The sequence below is a fragment of the Yersinia sp. 2553 StPb PI genome, assembly GCF_052217105.1.
Taxonomy (GTDB): Bacteria; Pseudomonadota; Gammaproteobacteria; order Enterobacterales; family Enterobacteriaceae; genus Yersinia; species Yersinia enterocolitica_E.
Genome location: NZ_JAZGPX010000002.1, coordinates 2,219,774 through 2,242,143, shown reverse-complemented (window position 1 = coordinate 2,242,143; position 22,370 = coordinate 2,219,774). Strand labels below are relative to the sequence as shown.

The following is a 22,370-nucleotide window of genomic DNA, read 5'->3' as shown; positions in this document are numbered from 1 at the left end:
AGAAGGTGAGAGGGCTGAACTAGCCCTGATGCGCGCAGCACCCTTCAGGCAATTTGATCCAGTTGTGGCTTGGGTTTGATAGTCAGTGTGGCCCCGATAGAGGCACTGATAATTGATGCCAGAGCCAACCATTGAACCCATGTCAGATGTTCATTTAAGAATACCAACCCTGAAATGGCCGCCAGTGCTGGCTCCAGACTCATTAACGTGCCAAATGTGCGCGTAGGGAGCCGGGTCAGTGCGACCATTTCTAGTGAGTAGGGTAATGCCGTCGACAAAATAGCGACAGCCAGAGCAACGGGGAGAATGGCGGGATCGAACAGGGCAAGGCCGTTATATGCTACGCCAATTGGGCAAAATACCAGTGCTGCGATCAGAGAACCTACCGCGACAGTCCCAGGACCGTGATCACCGCCGGCTTTCTGCCCTGAAATAATATACAGCGCCCAACAGGCTCCAGCACCCAAGGCACAAGCCGCGCCAAATAAATCAATGGTACCAATGTTATGTCCCAGCGGTAATAAGAACCATAGCCCCAGAACGGCCAACCCTACCCAGATAAAGTCCACCGGGCGGCGAGAAGAGAACATGGCAACCGCCAACGGGCCGGTGAACTCCAATGCGACGGCAATACCCAATGGCACCGTTTTTAGTGACAGGTAAAACAAAAAGTTCATTCCACCTAATGTCACACCATAAATAAGCAGGGGTAAGCGGCTGCCTGAGGTGAATCGCATTCGCCAAGGTTTAAAGATGACAAACAAAATAAGTGTGCCGATACCGAGCCGCAGCGAGGTTATTCCTTGCGCGCCAACCAGTGGGAACAAACTTTTCGCCAACGATGCACCACTCTGGATGGAGATCATGGCAATCACCAGTAACAGAATAGGGACTAAGGGAAGTGAATGTTTGGATGAAGGAGACAAAGACATCCTGTTAAGCCTCAAAGAAAATTATTAGGTAGCTATTTTTGCCAGTGTAAATGAAATGTCAGCCAAGTGTTTGAAAATCACCAAAGGAGCGAAAAAAGAAACGGAAAGCAGTGAAAGAAATAATAAATTTTCAGCATTGCGGTTTTTTAACGCTATTTCTGCTGGTTATTTAAGCGCTAAAACTAAGAATAGTCTGGAATGGCTTTTGGTGATGGGAGTCACAAAAAGGTGTAGAATGGCGGAAATTCGTAAGCGTATTAGTAAGATGGAAGATTCTTGAAACCCTTTGTTACACCAAATAAATGATTAGACAATCATATGTAGGCAGAGTTTCCTACTATTTATTGTTATAATTTCATGGTGTTTTTGTTTCATCTAAAAATTTGCGTCTTTCGAGGTGGTTATGAATAAAATTGCATGTCTTTCAGCAGTAGCAGCTTGTGTATTAGCAGTGACCGCAGGTTCAGCCTTTGCCGGTCAAAGCACCGTTTCTGGTGGTTATGCCCAGAGCGATTATCAAGGTGTTGCTAACAAATCTTCAGGTTTCAACCTGAAATACCGTTACGAGTGGAGTGATTCTCAACTGGGTTACATCACCTCTTTCACTCACACTGAAAAAAGCAGCTTCGGTGACAGCTCGTCGGTATACAACAAAGCACAATACAATGCTATCACCGGTGGTCCAGCTTACCGTATCAACGATTGGGCTAGCGTTTATGGCCTGGTAGGTGTGGGTTACGGTCGTTTCAGCCAGAACTACCCAACTTCTGCTAGCGATAAAAGCAGCACCAGCGATTACGGCTTTACTTACGGCGCAGGTATGCAGTTCAACCCAATGCAAAATGTTGCCCTGGACGTTTCTTACGAACAGAGCCGCATCCGCAACGTTGATGTCGGTACTTGGGTTGCTGGCGTAGGTTACACTTTCTAAGCGACTGCTTAGAATAGTTAGCACTCATCTTTCACGGTGTTATGCTGTGTCTGATAAAAATCCGCTTTCGGGCGGATTTTTTTCGCCTGTCATATGATGCAGATGTGAGGCTGGCGTGTGATAACTATTTAACCGCATTTACGGCATCGACAATCAGCGCGATTATCTGCTGTGGATGAGAGAGTATCGAGGCGTGGCTGGAGGGTAACTCAATCACCTTTTGGGCCTGAATTCGAGCAGCAAAACCGCGTTGTGTTTCGACCGGCAGCATTCTGTCTTCCGTTGAAACCTGATACCAGCAAGGTTTGACCCGCCAGGCAGGCTGAGCAGACTTATCAGTAAAAGCGCGAGTTGCTAAGGGTTTTTGCACCATAGACATCACCAGTGCTTCATTCTCATCAATGTCCTGACACATATTTTCGTGGAACTGGTCAGTGTCAATCCATAGAAATCCATTATCATCCGGGCGAATATAAGCGGCGCCAACAGGCGGTTCACGCAGTGCAAAAGTACTGGATAAGCTCTCTCCCGCATCGGGGGCAAAAGCGGCGAGATAGACCATACCGACCACATTTTGCAGATGCCCGACTTGTGTAATGACCATGCCACCATAAGAGTGGCCCACTAATAGGGTAGGGCCATATAAGGCGGTAGTTAGCTTAATGGTCCGCTCCACGTCATCTGCTAATGATGTCAGCGGATTTTGTATTGCAATGACCCGGTGCCCCATGGTGTGCAGGGCTGGGATAATATAGCGCCACTGTGAGCCATCAGCCCATGCGCCATGGACCAATACAATATTAAGTTTTGTCGCCATATTTCCTCCTGAACGGGTATTAGTCCAAGCGGTGCATAATATCGTTATGCAGAAATAGCATTCTTGACGAATAACAACTTCTACTCATTTACCTGCATTAATGAAAAATCTTGTTTATAGCCAGATGTTATTAAAATTAAACAAATCTGTTATTAGGTTTAAAGTATAAAGCGCTGAGCGCTGATGGCTTTAGGATAAGGATGAAAATGAAGTACCGAATAATCCATTTGGATATCAATTGGCGATATAAAATTCCTGCGAATAGGATTCGCTATATTTTAAATTAATAAAAACAAGAGATTAACAAGGTTCTCTGTTTGGGTGTTACTGCGTAATTTACTGGTAAAAATGAGATAATATGACACACTACTATTAGTGCGGATTAACCTTCAGGCTCTTATCGTGATTCACGCATTAAGCTAAATAAAAAAATTGATGGTCATAAAACAGTTGGTTGTAATAAACGATAGGTTGTAATAAAACAATAGGTTGTAATAAAAAATGGGTTTAAATCATGACGACACTCAGTGAACAGGCTCCACCTCTGTTACATGACACCAAGCTTGAACAGCAGATTTTAAGACGTTCAATTTTTTGCACTTTGTTTATCGCCATTATGGGGATTGTTTTTGGTATCGTATGCGGTTCGATGTCGATTATTTTCGATGGTATGTTCTCTGCTTTAGATGCTGGAATGTGCAGTTTATCGCTATTGGTTTCCCGATTACTTGGTCAGCCGCACAGTCGGCGTTTTCAATACGGTTTCTGGCATGTTGAACCACTGGTTCTGGCTTTCAATGGCAGCTTGCTGGCCTTTCTTTGTCTTTACGCATTCGTCAATGCCATTAAGGGGATTTTCGACGGCGGCAGGGAATTGGAGTTGGGGTGGGCGATTGTTTATGCATTAGTGGTCAGTATTTTCTGTTTCACCCTCTTTTTAAAACAACGTCGTTTAAATAAACGAGTCAAATCCGAGCTAATTGCATTGGATACCAAAAGCTGGTTAATGTCGGCCTGCATCAGTTCTGCGTTATTAGTAGCCTTCTTGCTTTCATGGTGTATGGAAGGTACCCGCTATGCGCATTTGATTGTTTATACCGACCCCGCTGTATTGGCCTTGTTAACCTTGGTCTTAATACCTGTGCCAATAAAAACAGTCATTTCGGCAGTTCGTGAAGTATTACAAATGACGCCAGACAATCTGGATAATGCCATTGAGAGCTTAATGGATAAGTTAATGGCAAAATATAAATTTATTGATTACTCCCACTATGCCACCCGCATGGGGCGGGGGTTGTTTATCGAGATTCATGTGGTTATTCCACCAGAGATGGAGACGAATGGTGTCAGTTATTTTGACAAATTACGCGATGAAATAGCCAAAGAAATTGGCGAGTCCGGCCCTCATCGGTGGCTAACGATCTCCTTTACCCGCGATGCAAAGTGGTTATAGCATCAACATCAATAGCGGGTATGGCGGCGTGTAAATAAATTAACCAAGGTAATGATTCTTATGAACAAGATGATTATTAAGCGTCAGATAAAACTTAACGCTATTGATACGCCGCCAAGGTTTGATGCTGTTACTAAGGTAGCCATTAATGATGAAACCATCGAATATCGCAAAGCTAAAGTTATTAGTAATATGCGCCGTGCCGCTATCGATTATTTATTGGTGTATGCGGACAAAGAGCATGGCGGGAACTTTGAATATCTGGCGGGGTTTATTCCCCGTTTTGAAGAAGCGGCTCTGGTGTTACATGTCTCGGGCGAGGTCTATTTATTATTAGGTAACGAGAATTTAAAGTTATCTGACTATGCCAGAGTCAGAAATACCGTGATTCATGTCCCCTATTTTTCATTGCCAAATCAACCAATGGACAACAGTAAAACGCTTACTGAATTATTGGCAGCAACCGGGATTCAGCAGGCTAAAAAGATTGGGGTTGCAGGATGGAAACTGTTTACCAGTAAGCTGGACGATAACAGTCAGCTATTTGATATTCCCCATTTTATTTTGGATGCGATTAAAAAGTCTGCTTCACCGGTAGCAACGATTATTAACGCTACCAGTCTATTTATTGGCAGTGATATTGCAGCTAGAGTGACCAATAATGCTAATGAATTGGCGCACTATGAATATGGCGCTAATTTGGCGTCGAATTGTATTCTTAATGCATTGGCTGCGGTTGATATCGGCATAACAGAAAAGCAACTGGGCAGTTATCTGGCAGATGAAGGCCAACCGAACACTGTTGTGATAATTGCTGCGACTGGCGTCAGATTTGAACAGGCAAATTTATATCCCAGTGATAAAGCGGTACAACTCGGCGATAAAATATCATTGACCACTGGGTTTAAAGGCGGTTTGAGCAGTAGAACCGGCTATGCGGTTCATCAGGCAGATGAACTACCGCGCGCGGAAAGAGATTATCTTGATAAGGTTGCGCTACCTTATTACACAACAGTCGTCGCTTGGCTGGAAAATATTCGTATTGGTATGCCAGGAAAAGAGATGTACGCATTAGTGGAAACGGTTTTCCCTAAATCACAATACCATTGGTCGCTAAATCCCGGCCATTTAGTTGCTGATGAAGAGTGGTTGTGCTCTCCCATTTATAGCGATTCTGAAGAGATAATTCGCAGTGGGATGATATTCCAAATCGATATCATTCCTTCGGTAAAAGGTTATGCCGGAGTGAGTGCTGAGGAGTGTATTGCACTGGCTGATCAGCATTTACGTAATGCGCTCGCTACACAGTACCCTGATGTTTGGCAAAGAATACAAAAACGGCGTAGTTATCTCAGCGATATCCTGAATATCCATCTCAGCGAAGAGGTGCTACCGATGTCTAACACAGTTGGCTATCTGCGGCCATTCCTGCTGGATAAATACAGCGCATTGCAATGTATTGATGAGTAACAGCACGAATAACCTAGGGTTTAGGGTATTTATTTAAGGGGCTAATAGCCCCTTTTAGTGGCATCAAGCTTTTATTGCCGCAGCCACTTACCGTCAGATTTAAGCGCTTGCTGAGATTTCGTGCAAAACTGGAGGCGATACTCTTGCCATCTTGTGGCATAATGCGCGCCGAATCACATTTTCTATAATTCTTGAATATCCCTATTCAGTAATCCAATCGAGAGCGAGCTCTGTGCTAAGTACTAACAATATCACCATGCAATTCGGCAGCAAGCCGCTGTTTGAAAACATTTCAGTAAAATTCGGTGGCGGTAATCGCTATGGTCTGATCGGCGCTAATGGCTGTGGTAAATCCACCTTCATGAAAATCCTTGGCGGTGATTTAGTTCCTAGCGGCGGTAACGTATTCCTTGACCCGAATGAGCGTCTGGGTAAGTTACGTCAGGACCAATTCGCCTTTGAAAACAACACAGTGCTGGATACCGTTATTATGGGTCACGGCGAGCTGTGGGAAGTAAAAGAAGAGCGCGACCGCATCTACGCTATGGCTGAAATGAGCGAAGCAGACGGCTATAAAGTGGCTGATCTGGAAGTTGCCTACGGTGAAATGGATGGTTACAGCGCAGAAGCACGTGCCGGTGAATTACTGCTTGGTGTAGGTATTCCGGTTGAACAACATTATGGCTTGATGAGCGAAATCGCTCCTGGCTTTAAATTGCGTGTATTGCTGGCGCAAGCCCTGTTCTCAGACCCGGAAATCTTGTTACTCGACGAACCGACCAACAACCTGGATATTGATACTATCCGCTGGTTGGAACAAGTGCTGAACGAACGTAGCAGCACCATGATTATTATTTCCCATGACCGTCACTTCCTGAACATGGTGTGTACCCACATGGCGGATCTGGATTATGGCGAACTGCGTGTTTATCCGGGTAACTATGACGAATACATGACGGCGGCGACGCAAGCTCGTGATCGTCTGTTGTCAGATAACGCCAAGAAAAAGGCCCAGATCTCTGAGCTGCAATCTTTCGTTAGCCGCTTTAGTGCCAACGCCTCTAAATCCAAACAGGCGACGTCTCGCGCCCGTCAGATTGATAAAATTCAGCTTGATGAAGTGAAAGCATCTAGCCGCCAGAACCCGTTTATCCGCTTTGATCAGGATAAAAAACTGTTCCGTAATGCGCTGGAAGTTGAACTGTTGACCAAAGGTTTTGATGACGGCCCGCTGTTTAAAAAACTGGATTTGCGCCTGGAAGTGGGTGAAAAAGTGGCTATCCTCGGGCCAAACGGTATCGGTAAATCGACTTTGCTGAAAACCTTGGTAGGGGATTATGAGCCGGATTCTGGCACCGTAAAATGGTCTGAAAACAGTAAGATTGGTTACTATGCACAGGATCATGCCAGCGATTTTGAAATCGATCTGACGGTATTTGACTGGATGAGTCAGTGGAAACAGGAAAAAGACGACGAGCAGGCTGTGCGCAGTGTGCTGGGCCGTTTACTGTTTAGCCAGGACGATATTAAGAAGAAAGTACAGGTCTTGTCTGGTGGTGAGAAAGGGCGGATGTTGTTTGGTAAGCTGATGATGCAGCGCCCTAACATCATGGTAATGGATGAGCCAACCAACCATTTGGATATGGAATCGATTGAAGCGCTGAACATGGCATTAGAAATGTACGAAGGCACGCTAATCTTCGTTTCCCATGACCGTGAGTTCGTTAGTTCTTTGGCGACCCGAGTGATTGAAATGACACCAGGCAAGCTGATCGACTTTACCGGTAACTACGAAGACTATCTGCGTAGCCAGGGTATTCAGTCCTGATTAGTTGATGGTGTGTTGATAAGAGAGCTGATGCATTGCATCAGCTTTTTTTTGCGCTAAATAGGCGGCTAATCTTTGCCACAGACTTCACAGTGGGCATCTTTGGCTAGCTTCATGGTCCGAAACTCTGCCGTTGCAGCGTCATACATCAATATGCGCCCAGATATCACCTGACCATAATCAGCTAACAGCTTTATGGTTTCCATCGCTTGTAAATTACCAATAATCCCCACCAAGGGCGACATTACCCCGGCTTCAACACAGGTCAGTGCATTGTCACCGAATAACCGACTGAGGCAGCGATAGCAGGGTTGGTTTGGCTGATAAGTGAAAACACTAATTTGCCCCTCCATGCGAATTGCTGCACCTGAAACCAGTGGTTTACGTTGTGCATGACACAGTCGATTGAGTTGCTCGCGGCTGGTGACATTATCGGTACAATCCAACACCAACTGATGTTCAGCAATGGTTGCCGCGAGTTGTTGGTCATCTAACTGACCATCAATGGATTTCAGTGCCAAATGAGGGTTCATTTCAGACAGCGTCAGTGCCGCAGAGGCCACTTTTGACATTCCGATACGATTATCGCGATGCAAAACCTGCCGCTGCAGGTTGGAAAGCGAAACCGTATCAAAATCCAGCAGGGTAAGGTGGCCCACGCCTGCTGCTGCCAGATATTGTGCGGCTGCGCATCCTAGCCCCCCTAATCCAACGATTAACACCTTGGCAGCATTCAGTTTTTCCTGACCGTCAAAATCAAAACCGCGCAGCACGATTTGCCGGTTATAACGCAGGGCTTGGGCATCGGTCAGTTCTGGCAGCATGTCAGCCTCTCCACCATGTACAATTTATTGCCCCAATAGCCCGTTAAACAGTTCGATTTCAACTGTTTCACCGACCGAGACAGAACCGCGTTCTCGTTCCAGCACAATAAAGCAGTTACCTTGGCTGAATGAACTGAATACGTGAGACCCCTGATGACCTGTGGTGCGTACTTCCAATTCACCGTTAGCATTGGTGGAGAAAATACCGCGTTGAAAATCTAAACGGCCGGGGGATTTCTTCAATTTTGTCGCCGCGACCGCGTTGAGGCGCAGTGGTGGACGCCACCCCGCATGGCCGGAGAGTTTAGCAATAAGGGGTTGTACCAACTGATAGAATGTTAGCGCCGCCGAGACCGGATTACCCGGTAAGCCGCAGAACCAGGCGTTATCCAATTTGCCGAAAGCAAACGGTTTGCCGGGTTTTATCGCCAACTTCCAGAAACCGATATCGCCTAACTCTTCCAGCATCTGTTTGGTGTAATCCGCTTCACCCACCGAGACACCACCACTGCTGATAACAAGGTCAGCGGCGGCATCGGCTTGTTCAAATGCTTTGCGCAATGCGAGTTGATCGTCACGGATCACGCCAAGGTCAACTATTTGGCAGCCTAACTGTTGCAGCATCAACCGTACCGCGAAGCGGTTAGTATCGTAAATCTGTCCTTCGCCTAAGGGCTGCCCGACTGGTTGCAATTCATCGCCGGTAGAGAAAATAGCCACTTTCAGTGTGCGAAACACGGCAATCTCTGCAATGCCTAATGAGGCGAGTAGCGGTAATTGCGCCGCGCCTAATTTTACCCCCGCGGGGAAAACGGCAGCACCCTGTTGGATATCTTCACCCGGCAAGCGGATATTTTGCCCAACCTGCACCTGGCTATTGAATATGACACCTTGTTCGCCAGCCACGGCCTGTTCTTGCATGATGACGGCATCGGCTCCCTCAGGAATAGGGGCACCGGTCATGATTCGCACGCAAGTATTGGCTGGCCACTCACCTTTAAACGGTGCACCGGCAAAAGCCTTGCCGGCCACCGGCAGCGGTAATGTGCTGCTAAGCTCATTACAACGCACGGCATATCCGTCCATGGCTGAATTGGCGAAGGGGGGCACAGCAATCGGTGATGTAATTGCACTGGCGGTGATACGTCCCGCCGCTTCGGTCAATGCGATGATTTCTGTTGCCTGCAATGGCGTAACCTGCGACAGCATTTTAGTCAGAGCTTGTTCGAGAGAGAGTAAATCCGAGGTATTACTGTGATCCATGCTGGACTCCGTGGTCAGTGTGCACCGTTAGCTAGAGGTAATTATGGGTGCTGAGCTACCATCAAATAATGAAACCATTATGGCAGAGATTGTCAGGTGGGTGAATGGATGGCGGCGCAAAGAGACGATAGATTGATACTGCCTTGATCAGTGCTATTATTTTCATGGGTATAAACCTTCGGCAGGCAACACAGGGGTGTGACATGGAGTATCAATCGATTCTGGACTTTTGGTTTAACGAGATGGACCCGGCGTTGTGGTTCAAAAAGGATGAGGATTTTGATGCTCTGCTACGCAAGCGGTTTGGCCCGGTTTGGCAAGCGGCATCAAAGGGGGAATTGGCCCACTGGCGGTTTAAAATTGAAGGGCGTTTGGCGGAAATATTGATACTGGATCAATTCAGCAGAAACCTGTTCCGTGATTTACCTGCATCATTTTCTTGTGACGGGATGGCGCTGGTGCTAGCGCAGGAAGCAATCAGCAGTGGTCAGACGAAACAATTATCTGATATTCAACGCGGCTTTCTTTATCTTCCTTTTATGCATTCCGAATCGGCGCTTATTCATAAACAGGCATTAGAACTCTTTACCGAATTGGGTAATGACAATCAGCTTGATTATGAGTTATGCCATAAAGCGATTATTGATCGCTTTGGCCGTTACCCACACCGCAATCATATCCTTGGGCGAGTCTCAAGTGCAGAGGAACAGGCTTTTCTTCTCCAGCCTGATTCTGCTTTCTAGACAGAAAAGGGCAGACGAATACAGGGTCAGCAAAATCGCTGTGCTGGCCACTTATCGTCACTTTGACTACGTACTGTTCCCGTTTTTTTCTGTCGTGCCGCTCACAAAAAAACCTTCACCAAACAGTCGACTTAACATATTTATGTAATTGACATCACAAAGGAAATTGAGGTTTTTCCTAAACTACTCTCTGCGCTATAACTCTCATTGAAACGATAATGTTACCAATATATAACAATCTAACAATATAAAAATGAGAGTTCAGTGTCTGTGATTTCTCGGTTCTGAGCTTATATGGCATGGACGTTTAACAATGTGGCAGACGCATCATTATGGTTGAAACAACTTCATTAGACACTACTGTGGTAGAAGGTCAGGGAACATCAGCACGTCTGACAGATAAAGCAGATACCCGGCAACGGATACGAGCCATTGTTGGGGCCTCTTCTGGGAATTTGGTTGAATGGTTTGATTTCTATATTTACTCTTTTTGCGCGCTCTATTTTGCCCCGCTTTTTTTCCCCAGTGATAATCCAACCACCCAATTAGTGCAGACTGCCGGTGTTTTTGCTGCTGGTTTTTTGATGCGGCCGATTGGCGGCTGGTTATTTGGTTATATTGCTGACAAACATGGCCGCAAGTTATCCATGTTGATTTCGGTCTATATGATGTGCGCCGGTTCGTTGATGATTGCTTGCCTGCCAACCTATGCGTCAATTGGTAGCCTGGCGCCGGTCTTACTGTTAGTCGCCCGTTTATTCCAGGGGTTATCTGTTGGGGGCGAATATGGCACCAGTGCCACCTATATGAGTGAAGTCGCAGTGAAAGGGCACAAAGGGTTTTATGCTTCGTTCCAATATGTCACATTAATTGGCGGCCAATTGCTGGCATTATTAGTGCTGGTTCTATTACAGCAAACACTTTCATCAGAGGTATTGCACAGTTGGGGCTGGCGTATTCCTTTTGTTCTGGGCGCACTGTTGGCAGTGGTTGCTCTTTACTTACGCCGTTCACTGAATGAAACCTCGGATGAGAAGAACCGTAATAAGAAAGATGCGGGGAGTTTGAAAGGGCTATGGAAGAACCGTCGCGCATTTATTATGGTACTAGGCTTCACCGCGGGTGGCTCTCTTTCTTTTTATACCTACACCACCTATATGCAAAAGTATTTAGTCAATACCGCCGGGATGGATGTGAAAACCGCCAGCCTGGTCATGACGGCGGCATTATTTATTTTTATGTTGGTACAACCTTTATTTGGTGCATTATCCGATCGCATTAGCCGCCGTACATCTATGCTAACGTTTGGCCTATTATCAATGCTATTAACGGTACCTATTCTGCACGCCCTAAAAGGGGTAACCAGTCCATATATTGCGTTTATGCTGATTATTACCGCCCTGATTATTCTCAGTTTTTATACTTCTATTGGTGGGTTACTAAAAGCAGAGATGTTCCCGCCAGAAGTCAGAGCCTTAGGTGTTGGCCTGTCTTATGCAGTTGCAAATGCCATGTTTGGTGGTAGTGCTGAATATGTGGCGCTGTCTCTTAAGTCTTTTGATATGGAAAACAGCTTCTTTTGGTACGTTTCGGCAATGTGCTTCGTTACCTTCTTGGTTTCATTGCGCCTGCACCGCAAAGGGCAAGAGGTTGAGTTATAGTGCGAAACCTACATTAATTGCTTTTACCTCCATATGATGAGTTAACTCTTTATTAAATAGAGTTAACTCATCACCATCCAATAACTGGCTAGCAGGGATCTTCCCGATGAGATAGGCCGATAATGCTTTATATTCATGCGAGGTTAATTCCTCCAGTTTTCTAATATTTATGTCTATAATATTAACGCTATCTCTGTTTACGATGGATATTATATTACGCATGTTGCGCTCCTATTTTTAAGTTAATTTTCCATCTCTCATGGTTATGATTCTATTACCATATGTGGCGGCTTCATCTGAGTGTGTAACCATTATTATGGTTGTTCCTGTCTGATTTATTCTGCTTAATTGTTCAAGTACATTTCGGGTGTTTTTACTGTCCAAATTACCGGTTGGCTCATCAGCTAACAATAATGCTGGATTGGATACCATGGCACGGGCAATGGCGACTCGTTGTTGCTGACCACCCGATAATTGCATTGGTTTATGATCTCTACGATTCTCGATAGCAAAAAGGTTTAAAATCCGATTAACGCGTTCAATACGTTCTTTTTTTGCAACATGGCGATACTTCAGTGGTAACTCAATATTATCGAATATTGATAAATGTGGAATAAGATTAAATGATTGAACAATATAGCCTATCAACTCACGCCTTAATATAATTTGTTGTGAGTAACTTAGGGATACGACATCCTTTCCTGCTAAGGTAAGTGAGCCACTATCAAGTGAGTCAAACATGCCTATAATGTTGAGCAGAGTCGATTTCCCCGATCCTGATGGACCCATAATTGATACGAATTCACCTTGTTCCACAGCGAGGTTCAGGTGATGAAATACCCGGGTTTTAATCGTTTTTGTTATGAAACACTTTTCTGCATTTTGTATGTTTAGCATATTATTTAAACTCAATTATATTATATTGGTTACTGTTTGAATATGAAGGGATGATAATACGTTGACCTGAATTTAGTCCTGCTGTTATTTCTGTTATTTCTGTTTTTTCTGCGTTGCGGCGCTTAATTTCTACTTTAGTTTTAATCGCATGATCATGTTTTTGTTGGTAGATATAGAGGTAGTTACCCCCATGTTTATCTGAAGTAATACTTTCATTGGGTACTAATAATATCTTCTCTTTCTCATCTTGCAATGAGATTTCTATTTCAATAGATTGGCCTCTTTTTAGCGGGACTTTGTTTAATTGAGTCGGTGTCAGCTTTGCCTTAAACTTGCCATTATCAATAACTGTGGAGACCGATTCAATAAGCAGTACAATATCCTGGCCATTTATTTTTGCAATAACACGAGTTTGTGGTTTTATCTTATCCAAGTAATATTCACTCAAAAAGACATTGAAATAATATGAATTGAAATTATCTACGACTGCTATTTTTTCACCAGGTTTTATTTGCTGGCCTAACTCAATGTCCAAAACAGATAAAGAGCCGTCAATAGGTGCAGTTATTACTAATTGATCGATGCCCGTTTCAATCATTCCCATCATTCGTTCAAGTAATAAAATAGAGTCATTAATATTATTTAATTGCTTAGGAAGTGATTTTTGGTTTTTGTTATTATGCTCTAGTAATATCTCACTCTTAGTTTTCCAATTTTTCAGTATATCTTTTTGGTTTTCTAACTCTGATTTTGCAATCATCGATTTTGTATCGAGGACTTGATGCCTGACAAGATTTTTGCTAACAACCCCGATCTGGTGTCGAGCTTCTTGTAGGCTGAGTTTGGTATCTCGATTATCTTGTTCCAATTGCATTTTCATATTACGCAGATTATTTATTTGTTCGGTGGTATCTGCCATTCTGGAGGTTGTTTCTAACATGAAATCATAATTGGATAAACGAACGATAACATCACCTTTGTTAACCGCTTCAAAAGCTTTTTTGGCAATTTCAATGACTTTCCCCCCACGTTCACTTGATATAATCGTGCTTTCCTTCGGTACCGTAATGGCACGTGTAATTAATACGTCCTGAAATTCCTCAGGCTTAACCGTAATGAAAATAGTGTTTTCCCGCGCAACTAATAACGTATTTTGGCTTGTGAATAAAGAGTAAATGTAAAAAAAACAGGCAATCAGTATAAGTGATACACCTATAATAATTAACGTTATGCGTAAGTTTGTATGTGCATTTTTTTCAATTTTTATATCCATGTATTTATTGTTTCTTTTTGGTATTTATGTTGTCATTATTAAAGATCAGCGTAATAGTCATAATGACAACTATGCTAATTATGAAAATAAAAAGTGTAGCAGTGGCATTGACGTATGAAAGATTATCCACAGCATGGTATTGAACCAACCATCGATGCAATAAAAAGAAACCCATCGAGAATGCTATTATAGCAGCAAAAATAATGGGGGCGATATTTTGCTGTATAAAGAAAACGATATGGGTATAAATAGAACCACCAATAGACTCCATTATTCTTAATGTCTTACCGATTCGTTTGGTTTCGGATATACTGATGATTACCGTGCTTATTAATATTAATAAAATTGAAAGTATGGCAACAAAATTAGCTGTTTTTTGCATAAGTCTATTCGTATTGAAATATGCTTGATGTAAATGTTCCACTGTTTGTATTTGCGTGGGGTTAACCCGATATCGCTCAAGTGTTTTTTTAACTTCCCCAAGATCCTGTATATATTGCAATTTTAATGCGCCATATCGTTGGGACTTGTTTTCAATAAATATCAATAGTGGTGTGGTGTTTTTATTGACATCTGCAAGATAAAAATCATTTATTATTCTAAGGATTCTTATTTTATGTTCAGAGTCATTATCATTAATGTAAAATATGCTATTCAATGTTTCATCATAGGAATGTTGCCCCATTAAAGTCATAAAGGATTGAGTTGCTACCGCATGGACAATATTATTATCATCACTCGGCATTAGCACATTATCATACCCTGCTAATACCTTAACTCCCCAGGTATCAAGGAAGTGTTTATTAGCATTAAGTGTATTTACTGTTACTAACTTATCTTTCTCTTGCTGATTAAGATGAAATATTGACGTGTTTGTCCTCGACATGTCAAAGGGTTGCCAGCTACTAAGTGCGATAGACTCTATATTTACAGTATTCTTCAATTCATTTTGTAAACTATTTATTGCTGCTTGATCAATTAACTCATCACTTAAAGTAAATGTCACTATATTGTCTTTTTCATAACCAAAATTATGATGCTGCATAAAATCATTCTGTGTCAATATTCCTGCCCATAAGTAAACTATTATGCCTGCGATTGTTATTTGTATGCACAGTGCTCCTTGATGGACGTAGCGTGATATTGGCTGTTGATTATAAATATTATAATGGCCAGATTGATTGGGAAAAACGGTAACATATAGATATGTTATATGAGAAATGAGAATTGCTGTATAAATTGAAATCAATGTAAAAAAGAAGGAGGCTAGTAATGTTTTAGTTTCTTGAATGAGAATTAACTCTTTAACGCCTGTAGATAGCTGTATTAAAACAATCAGAAAGAGGATTGCTAACAGGAGTACAAAAAAGGCTTGAAGCAGTGCGATGGAAAGTGCTTCAGTCAATAGTTGATAACGAGAGGCTCCGAGCGATTTCTTTATCTGGAAACTGTTTTTTTTATTGGTATTTATTACATTGTTAACATTAAAAAAGTTCATGGTGGTTGTTAGAAATATAAAAATACCGGCTGCATATAAGCTGTATAAATAGGATTTTGCAATAACTGTGCTGATCTCATCAGGTAACCCATTATCGTAATGGATATCGGTAATATTACGTGCAGATAATTGAATGAACTCTTCGGGGCTGAATGGTGCTCCAGGGAGTTGGGGGGCGTAACGGGTAACGAGTGTACCCAATTGTTCAGAATCGGGTTTTTCTCCTGCGTCCATTGTAATAAAGGCATAAGCGTGCATATCGTACCAATCATGCCTTTTATCATGATAGCCATCTATGAGTTCGGGAGAAAATGCAATCACGGCGTTGGTTTTAAAACGGTTATCCTTATGCAAACTAATCATATCTTTAATGACGAATTGGCCTTTGTTCCCTAAGGTGATAACGTGCCCGACCGGATTATCCAGATGAAGATATTGACGATTAAATTCTGGCGTAATAATAATTTCATTCTGGGTCAGATGAGGGCGGTATTGAGAAATATTTGGTTCATATAGATTAGGTTGATCATTACTCAGTTTATAGGGATTAATGACATTGAAGAAATTCGGACTAACGGTATAAATCTCTACTTTGCTGTGAGTTTGGTCATTCACTTGTAAGTCTGTAAATAGACGTAGTGCATAGATAACCTCTTTAATGTTCTTTGCATTCTGCAATGCTGGAATCAATGGAAAAGGTACTTGTGCTGATTTTACATCGTCACCGTTTGGCAAGTTAAACTGAGTTTCTATGCGATATATTTGTGCGTGGTCATTGTGGTAATTTTCAATACTTCTATCCGTTAAATAAAGCAGTAATACTAAAAATGATGAGAGCATACCTAAAGCCGTTATTATTATCGCTAATATACTTGCCATCGGGCTAAGCTTTACATCATTAATGAATTCACTTGTAAACATACAAGAATATCTCAATTTATTTATCCCCATGATTTCAAGACGTAAATGTGTTGGATGCGTTTATTTCTGCCTTCCTTCCTACATATTGAAACCTATAAGGTGTATTGAATTGCTTTCATTGTTACTGCTATGTGGAGCAAGGTTAGGCCATTAATGATTTATGGCCTAACCAATAATTTCTGAATGGTTCATGTTTTTCTATTCTTCAGCAAAGCTTCTTGACCAGTTCCATGCTGTTATTTTGCTTCGCAGGGTATTATTTTTTATTTTTTCTATTTCATTGTCATTTATATAAAATGCATTACTCTTAAATGATTCTTCTAATGATTGCAACTTACCTTTTAGTGCTATTAAGTGGCTGTATTTTATTTCTTTATCATCTGATTGCTTTGAAATATTCATATAATACTCCATTTAAATAATTATCTTTGAATGTAATTAAGTACCAAAAAGATTCTTACTGTTTATTTGTAATTCTATTTTTGGAATTTATCAATATTTTTATTTATAGATATGTTTGTATGGAATGTGATTAGCTATCATGTTTTTTTAATTTTTCGATTGTTAATTAGCTATAACTGTAACGGGAATAACTATGCATTTCTACGTTAAAATAAAAAAGCCCCGTAGGGCTTAAAATAGTTATGATTGATAATCACGTTAATTACATCGATTACGGATGTAAGAATTCCGCATGGAAGCGTAAGTGATCTTCAATAAATGTGGCTATGGTGAAATAGCTATGGTCATAACCCGGTTGAATACGAAGTGTCAGTGGCCAATCGCGCTGTCGCGCCAATTCAGCTAATTTTGCCGGTTGTAACTGGTCAGCCAGAAACTGATCACCATCACCTTGATCTACCAGCATCGGCAGTTGGGTGTGCGCATGTGTAAGTAAGTGGCAACTATCATATTGCAACCACTGACTCTCATCGGTACCCAAATACGCAGTCAAGGCTTTGCGCCCCCAAGGCACCTGACACGGATTGACTATCGGCGCAAAGGCCGAAGCTGATTGGTATTGCTGCGGGTTACGCAGTGCTAGCATCAATGCCCCGTGCCCCCCCATTGAATGGCCACAGATAGACTGACGGTCACTCACTCTGAAATGTTGGGCGATCAAAGCCGGTAACTCTTGGCTGATATAATCATACATCTGAAAATGTTTAGACCAAGGGGCTTGTGTTGCGTTGAGGTAGAACCCCGCGCCTTGTCCTAAATCATAACCTTCGTCATTCGGCACATCATCGCCACGTGGGCTGGTATCCGGCATAACCAGTACCAGACCCAACTCAGCGGCCACCCGCTGAGCACCGGCTTTCAATGTAAAGTTTTCATCATTACAGGTCAGACCCGACAGCCAGTAAAGCACTGGTGGCGGGTTGTCATCCCGTAAGGGGGGCAGATAGATGCTGAAGGTCATATTGCAATTCAGGCTGCTGGCGGTGTGGCGATAGCGTTGCTGCCACCCGCCAAACATCCGGTGCTCTTCGAGAAGTTCAAGTGACGTATTCATGCGTTGCCTGCCTCCTTGGCTTATTTGTTTTGTGAAGAATGATTAAAATGGATCACGGTACGGATAGATTTACCTTCATGCATCAAATCGAAGGCTTCGTTGATTTGATCTAACCCCATGGTATGGGTAATAAAATCATTCAGAGCGAATTTACCGTCCAGATATTGCTGCACGATGCCCGGTAACTCGGAGCGTCCTTTAACGCCACCAAATGCTGAGCCACGCCATACGCGGCCTGTGACCAATTGGAATGGACGAGTCGAAATCTCTTCACCGGCACCAGCAACACCAATGATGACTGATTCGCCCCAGCCTTTATGACAGCACTCAAGCGCTGAGCGCATAACATTGACGTTACCAATACATTCAAAGGAGAAATCTACGCCGCCATCGGTCAGCTCGACGATCACATCCTGAATAGGTTTATCATAATCTTTCGGGTTAATCAGGTCTGTTGCGCCCAGTTTGCGGGCCAGCTCGAATTTACTGGTATTGAGATCAATACCAATGATGCGGCTAGCGCCAGCCATTTTCGCCCCAATCACTGCCGATAAACCAATGCCACCCAAGCCGAAGATGGCGACAGTGTCGCCCGGTTTGACTTTTGCTGTGTTCATCACAGCCCCCATGCCGGTGGTGACGCCACAACCGAGCAGACAAACTTCTTCTAATGGCGCTTCTTTATTGATTTTTGCCAGTGATATTTCCGGTACCACTGTCAGTTCAGAGAAGGTTGAAGTCCCCATGTAATGGAAGATCGGTTGGCCATTTTTAGAGAAACGAGTGGTGCCATCAGGCATCAAACCCTTGCCCTGAGTGCTGCGGATCGCCTGACACAAATTGGTTTTACCGGAGCGGCAGAATTTACATTCACCGCATTCTGGAGTGTACAGCGGAATGACGTGATCACCCACTGCAACGCTGGTAACACCTTCGCCGATTGCTTCTACAATCCCACCACCTTCATGGCCGAGGATCACTGGGAATATCCCTTCGGGATCTTTGCCTGACAAGGTGTAGGCATCGGTGTGGCATACGCCACTGGCGACAATCCGTACCAGCACTTCGCCTTTCTGCGGTGGCATCAAATCAACTTCTTCAACCGATAGCGGCTGGTTTGGCCCCCATGCGACTGCGGCGCGAGTTTTAATCATCTGCATGGTGTTGCTCCTATAGCTTCTGTGTGGTGACTGTTATATAAATTAATTGTTTATGTGTCTAATATGTTGCATCTGGCTGTCTGGACGTAAGTCAACATGGTTTGTATAAATTATGGCCGATAAGCGGCAAGCCGTCAGATAAGTCACTGAATTTCAATCTGCTCGATAATCAGTTCTTTTAAGGTGCGGACATTGGGGCTAAAGGCATCTTTACGCCAGATAAGCCAAGTTGCGGTATCGGCAATATCAGCCGGTAAGGCATGAACTTGTACCCGTTCATGGCCCGGCAGTAGCGCCAATACGGAATGGGGTATCAATGCCAGCCCGGCACCACTGGCAACACAGGCCAGCATGGCATGGTAAGACTGGATTTCCATAATATGGCCCGGTAAGACACCGGCCTGACGGAACCAACTCTCCAGGCGCAAGCGGTAAGAGCAGCTGGGGCGAAAGGCAAACAGTGTCTCATCCACCGCATCGCGGGCTTGCATAATCGGAGGGTGGTCCAAACAAGAAATGATCACCAGTTGTTCGTCGAAAGAGCGACAACCGTGCAGTTCATCATGTTGAACTGGCCCATCAACGAGCGCTGCCGCCAGTGTCCCAGCCCGTACCTGCTCGATGATTTCACCAGACGTCCCGGTGATAAGCGATAAGGACACCTGTGGGTAGCGCTGATGATAGGCCGCCAGCAAATTAGGCAGACGGGTGGCAGCAGTGCTTTCCATCGAGCCTAACGGGAAATTACCCGCCGGTTCGCCAGTATGCGTAATGCGCATTGCCTCTTCGCTTAGCGCCAGGATCCTGTTGGCATAACAGAGGAAGTTATGGCCCATAGGGGAGAGCCGCAGGCGCTGTTTTTCACGGATAAACAGGTCGGCACCCAGCTCAACTTCAAGTTGGCGCAGGCGGGTCGTCAAATTTGACGGGACGCGGTGCATCTGCTCCGCTGCCCGGGCAACGGAACCGGTTTCTGCTACACAGCAAAACATGCGTAGCTGGGTCAGGTCCATAGGTGTTCTCTTTTTGTGATGAACTTAGTTAGTATTATTCATTTTTTGTGATTCTAATGCTCAGGCATGATATTGGCAACTTTCTTTTAACCGTCTGGCAGGAATTATCTGTCAGCAAACAATGGGCAGGGCAGATGGCATTAAGAATTGCATTAAGTGGTTTTCTCGCGTTAGTGGTGGCGATGGGAATTGGCCGTTTTGCTTTTACGCCGCAAGTACCGCTAATGATCGCAGAGCATCAGTTCACCCTAACCGGTGCCGGGCTGGTGGCAGCCTTTAATTATCTGGGATACCTGTTTGGCGCTTTTGATGCTATGCGTGCCAGCCGCCATGTGGAGCGCCGTTTATGGCTCGGATTGTGGGGCGCGGTAACGCTTACGCTGCTATCCGCAGTAGTTGATGGGCCGTGGTGGCATGGCGTGGTACGTTTTGCCATTGGCTGGGCCAGTGGTTGGTCGATGGTACTTATCGCCGCCTGGACCAATGAACGTCTGGCCCACTTTGGCCGTCCGGCACTCAGTGCCGCAGTATTTGCCGGACCAGGCGCGGGCATATTCATCAGCGGTATGTTGGTAGTGGTTATTCATAGCTATGGCTTATCGGCCGCAGAAGCCTGGCTGGTCTATGGTGTATTGGCGTTAGTTATTATTGCCATGATCAGTATTAATCTGCCGCGAAGTGGGGAACTACATCGCCCGCATATCGCTGCGATTCCACTGACCTTAACGCCAGCACTCAAGCGCCTGGTGTGGAGCTACAGTCTGGCGGGATTCGGTTATATTCTGCCCGCAACATTTTTATCGCAAATGGCAGCAGCGCGCTTCCCAGATAGCCTGTTTGCCCAGTTTGTCTGGCCGGTGTTTGGTGGCGCGGCGGTGATAGGGATCACTATCGGTATTTTGACCCGCCATTGCCTGAGTTCGCAAACCCGCTTGGCATTAACACTCTGGGTACAGGCATTGGGGGTATTGTGCGCGGAGCTAGTGCCGGGAGTTAGTGGGTTGGCATTAGGGGCATTACTGACCGGTGGCGGTTTCCTGAGTGTGGTGCAACTTTCATTGCAGCATGGCCGGGAGCTGGCACCGCAACACACCCGCTATATGGCTGGTTTACTGACCACCGGTTATGCTATCGGACAACTGGTTGGCCCAATATTATCCGCTATCTCAACAACCTTGACTCACCGGTTAGAGCCTGCGCTGTACGTGGCAGTGGTGGCACTGTTCATTGCTGGAGGGTTGGTTATCAAAACGCCACGTCGCGCTCAGGAAACAGTTACCGGTTGATTTACGCTACAGTGGATGCACCAAATGCAACTATTTCATCATGATGTAAATAACGATTCGATATGAATAACAATCACTGGATAATCATTTTGCTCTCAACTAAAGTGGGGAGCAAAATCCGAACGTGATCTACATCATGTTTATACTGTTCGGATGTGTACGCCTGCTGGAGAAAAGAATGTCATCGCTAAGTAAAGAAGCTGAGTTGGTTCATGAGGCATTGCTGGCCCGTGGTCTTGAAACCCCGCTGCGCAAACAAGAGTTAGATGCCCAAACGCGTAAAACCAAGATTCAAGCGCATATGACTGAAGTCATGCAATTGCTGAATCTTGATTTGTCTGACGATAGTCTGGCGGATACGCCAAGACGTATTGCCAAAATGTATGTTGATGAGATTTTCTCTGGACTGGATTACGAAAATTTCCCCAAAATCACCCTGATTCAGAATAAAATGAAGGTCGATGAAATGGTCACGGTACGAGATATCACCCTGACCAGTACCTGCGAACATCATTTTGTCACTATTGATGGTAAAGCCACTGTCGCTTATATTCCCAAAGACAGTGTGATTGGTTTATCTAAAATCAACCGTATCGTGCAGTTTTTTGCTCAGCGCCCGCAAGTGCAAGAGCGGCTGACACAGCAAATCCTGTTGGCACTACAGACACTGTTAGGCACTAATAATGTCGCAGTTTCTATCGATGCGGTGCATTATTGCGTTAAAGCGCGCGGTATTCGTGATGCTACCAGTGCGACCACCACGACATCATTAGGCGGGTTATTCAAATCTAGCCAGAATACGCGCCAGGAATTCCTGCGTGCTGTTCGTCATAATAGCTAACGTCACAACGGCTAATTAGCCTTTTCCAGAGAGGGTACCAGTG

At 44.3% G+C, this 22,370-nt stretch carries 21 protein-coding genes; 9 read left to right on the top strand and 12 right to left on the bottom strand.

What is annotated here, in order from left to right:
- Window positions 1–44 precede the first annotated feature (44 nt).
- A complete protein-coding gene (rhtA, locus tag V2A84_RS11800) occupies window positions 45–932 on the bottom strand; it encodes a threonine/homoserine exporter RhtA (RefSeq protein ID WP_083159428.1) in 888 nt (295 codons plus the stop codon).
- Between the two features lie 70 nt (window positions 933–1,002).
- Here rhtA and V2A84_RS11795 point away from each other — a divergent pair, with 70 nt between their 5' ends.
- Together V2A84_RS11795 and ompX are read left to right on the top strand one after the other, a co-directional pair.
- Complete coding sequence (locus V2A84_RS11795; protein WP_227746547.1) at window positions 1,003–1,212, top strand: hypothetical protein; 210 nt, start codon at window positions 1,003–1,005, stop codon at window positions 1,210–1,212.
- A 123-nt stretch (window positions 1,213–1,335) separates the two neighbouring features.
- On the top strand, window positions 1,336–1,863 hold the full coding sequence (gene ompX, locus V2A84_RS11790) for an outer membrane protein OmpX (protein ID WP_083159423.1): 528 nt from the start codon (window positions 1,336–1,338) through the stop codon (window positions 1,861–1,863).
- A 124-nt stretch (window positions 1,864–1,987) separates the two neighbouring features.
- Here ompX and V2A84_RS11785 read toward each other — a convergent pair whose 3' ends face one another.
- The gene (locus V2A84_RS11785; RefSeq protein WP_372568891.1) at window positions 1,988–2,680 is read right to left on the bottom strand and encodes an alpha/beta fold hydrolase; all 693 of its coding nucleotides are present in this window, start codon (window positions 2,678–2,680) and stop codon (window positions 1,988–1,990) included.
- 514 nt (window positions 2,681–3,194) lie between these two features.
- Between V2A84_RS11785 and V2A84_RS11780 the strand changes: the two genes are divergently transcribed.
- The 3 genes from V2A84_RS11780 to V2A84_RS11770 all read left to right on the top strand — a co-directional run bounded on the left by V2A84_RS11780 (window position 3,195) and on the right by V2A84_RS11770 (window position 7,431).
- The gene (locus tag V2A84_RS11780) at window positions 3,195–4,133 is read left to right on the top strand and encodes a cation diffusion facilitator family transporter (RefSeq protein WP_372568892.1); all 939 of its coding nucleotides are present in this window, start codon (window positions 3,195–3,197) and stop codon (window positions 4,131–4,133) included.
- A 60-nt stretch (window positions 4,134–4,193) separates the two neighbouring features.
- Window positions 4,194–5,603, top strand: a complete 1,410-nt coding sequence (locus V2A84_RS11775) for a Xaa-Pro aminopeptidase (RefSeq protein ID WP_442848869.1) — start codon at window positions 4,194–4,196, stop codon at window positions 5,601–5,603.
- A 232-nt stretch (window positions 5,604–5,835) separates the two neighbouring features.
- Window positions 5,836–7,431, top strand: coding sequence for an ABC-F family ATPase (locus V2A84_RS11770; protein ID WP_071843536.1), 1,596 nt, complete (start codon window positions 5,836–5,838; stop codon window positions 7,429–7,431).
- Window positions 7,432–7,499: 68 nt separating this feature from the next.
- Here the strand turns inward: V2A84_RS11770 and moeB are convergent, their stop codons facing one another.
- Together moeB and moeA are read right to left on the bottom strand one after the other, a co-directional pair.
- Window positions 7,500–8,255, bottom strand: coding sequence for a molybdopterin-synthase adenylyltransferase MoeB (moeB, locus tag V2A84_RS11765; protein ID WP_193784691.1), 756 nt, complete (start codon window positions 8,253–8,255; stop codon window positions 7,500–7,502).
- Window positions 8,256–8,279: 24 nt separating this feature from the next.
- Complete coding sequence (gene moeA / locus V2A84_RS11760) at window positions 8,280–9,518, bottom strand: molybdopterin molybdotransferase MoeA (protein ID WP_083159415.1); 1,239 nt, start codon at window positions 9,516–9,518, stop codon at window positions 8,280–8,282.
- Between the two features lie 203 nt (window positions 9,519–9,721).
- Here moeA and V2A84_RS11755 point away from each other — a divergent pair, with 203 nt between their 5' ends.
- Together V2A84_RS11755 and V2A84_RS11750 are read left to right on the top strand one after the other, a co-directional pair.
- On the top strand, window positions 9,722–10,261 hold the full coding sequence (locus tag V2A84_RS11755) for a DUF924 family protein (protein ID WP_442848868.1): 540 nt from the start codon (window positions 9,722–9,724) through the stop codon (window positions 10,259–10,261).
- Between the two features lie 332 nt (window positions 10,262–10,593).
- Window positions 10,594–11,922 (top strand): MFS family transporter, encoded by a 1,329-nt coding sequence (locus V2A84_RS11750; RefSeq protein ID WP_083159411.1) that lies wholly within the window; start codon window positions 10,594–10,596, stop codon window positions 11,920–11,922.
- On the opposite strand, the gene V2A84_RS11745 is transcribed toward V2A84_RS11750, so the two are convergent.
- The 8 genes from V2A84_RS11745 to ptrR all read right to left on the bottom strand — a co-directional run bounded on the left by V2A84_RS11745 (window position 11,917) and on the right by ptrR (window position 20,200).
- Entirely contained in the window at window positions 11,917–12,144 is a 228-nt protein-coding gene (locus V2A84_RS11745; RefSeq protein ID WP_442848867.1) for a hypothetical protein, read from the bottom strand. The two genes, V2A84_RS11750 and V2A84_RS11745, sit on opposite strands and share 6 nt — an antisense overlap.
- Window positions 12,145–12,159: 15 nt before the next feature.
- On the bottom strand, window positions 12,160–12,819 hold the full coding sequence (gene darD, locus V2A84_RS11740) for a darobactin export ABC transporter ATP-binding protein (RefSeq protein WP_442848866.1): 660 nt from the start codon (window positions 12,817–12,819) through the stop codon (window positions 12,160–12,162).
- 1 nt (window position 12,820) lies between these two features.
- Window positions 12,821–14,092, bottom strand: coding sequence for a darobactin export ABC transporter periplasmic adaptor subunit (gene darC, locus V2A84_RS11735; protein ID WP_442848865.1), 1,272 nt, complete (start codon window positions 14,090–14,092; stop codon window positions 12,821–12,823).
- Window positions 14,093–14,096: 4 nt separating this feature from the next.
- A complete protein-coding gene (gene darB, locus V2A84_RS11730) occupies window positions 14,097–16,511 on the bottom strand; it encodes a darobactin export ABC transporter permease subunit (RefSeq protein WP_442848864.1) in 2,415 nt (804 codons plus the stop codon).
- A gap of 198 nt (window positions 16,512–16,709) precedes the next feature.
- Window positions 16,710–16,913, bottom strand: coding sequence for a darobactin family peptide antibiotic (gene darA, locus V2A84_RS11725; RefSeq protein WP_083159407.1), 204 nt, complete (start codon window positions 16,911–16,913; stop codon window positions 16,710–16,712).
- 271 nt (window positions 16,914–17,184) lie between these two features.
- Window positions 17,185–18,027: an S-formylglutathione hydrolase gene (gene fghA, locus V2A84_RS11720; protein ID WP_083159405.1), complete on the bottom strand. Its 843-nt coding sequence runs from the start codon at window positions 18,025–18,027 to the stop codon at window positions 17,185–17,187.
- A gap of 20 nt (window positions 18,028–18,047) precedes the next feature.
- Window positions 18,048–19,187 (bottom strand): S-(hydroxymethyl)glutathione dehydrogenase/class III alcohol dehydrogenase, encoded by a 1,140-nt coding sequence (locus V2A84_RS11715; RefSeq protein WP_050311956.1) that lies wholly within the window; start codon window positions 19,185–19,187, stop codon window positions 18,048–18,050.
- 143 nt (window positions 19,188–19,330) lie between these two features.
- Window positions 19,331–20,200, bottom strand: coding sequence for a putrescine utilization regulator PtrR (ptrR, locus tag V2A84_RS11710; RefSeq protein ID WP_442848863.1), 870 nt, complete (start codon window positions 20,198–20,200; stop codon window positions 19,331–19,333).
- A gap of 134 nt (window positions 20,201–20,334) precedes the next feature.
- Between ptrR and V2A84_RS11705 the strand changes: the two genes are divergently transcribed.
- A complete protein-coding gene (locus tag V2A84_RS11705; RefSeq protein WP_442848862.1) occupies window positions 20,335–21,486 on the top strand; it encodes a YbfB/YjiJ family MFS transporter in 1,152 nt (383 codons plus the stop codon).
- Window positions 21,487–21,664: 178 nt separating this feature from the next.
- Window positions 21,665–22,327, top strand: coding sequence for a GTP cyclohydrolase I FolE (gene folE / locus V2A84_RS11700; RefSeq protein ID WP_042569448.1), 663 nt, complete (start codon window positions 21,665–21,667; stop codon window positions 22,325–22,327).
- The last annotated feature ends 43 nt before the right edge of the window (window positions 22,328–22,370 follow it).